Source organism: Hyphomonas sp. UBA3195 (assembly GCF_002366485.1).
Classification (GTDB): domain Bacteria; phylum Pseudomonadota; class Alphaproteobacteria; order Caulobacterales; family Hyphomonadaceae; genus Hyphomonas.
In genome coordinates this window covers 4,681-5,145 of record NZ_DEXB01000030.1, presented here as the reverse complement: position 1 = coordinate 5,145, position 465 = coordinate 4,681, and positions in this window count along the sequence as shown.

Here is a 465-nt window from a genome sequence, read left to right as displayed (position 1 = left end):
GCCTGCGCCGGAACCAAAGCCTGAGCCAGAGGCCGAACCCGCCATGGCCGACCAGGCTGCGCCCGAACCGGCCCCTGAGCCCGCAGCCAAGCCGGCCAAGAAAGCCGAGCCCAAACGCTCCGGCTGGTGGTCCCGCGCCAAGCGCTAGGCNNCCGCCGAGCGAAGCCAAGGTAAGCGAAGAACCCGCTGCGGAAGACACTCCGAGCAAGGCACAGGCTGAAGAGACCGCTCCGTCTGAGGCGCAGGCGGAAGATGCCCCAGCCGACAGCGAAGAGAAGCCGGCCAAACCGAAGCGCCCCCGCCGCTCACGCGCCAAGAAAAAGGACGCAGCCGTGGCCGCTGAAACCAGCAGTGAGGCAGAGGCCAGTGAACCGGCCAAGGCCGAGCCTGCGCCAGAAGCTGAGCCGATCGTTGAAGCCAAACCAGACCCCGTGGCCGAAAAGCCTGCGCCGGAACCAAAGCCTG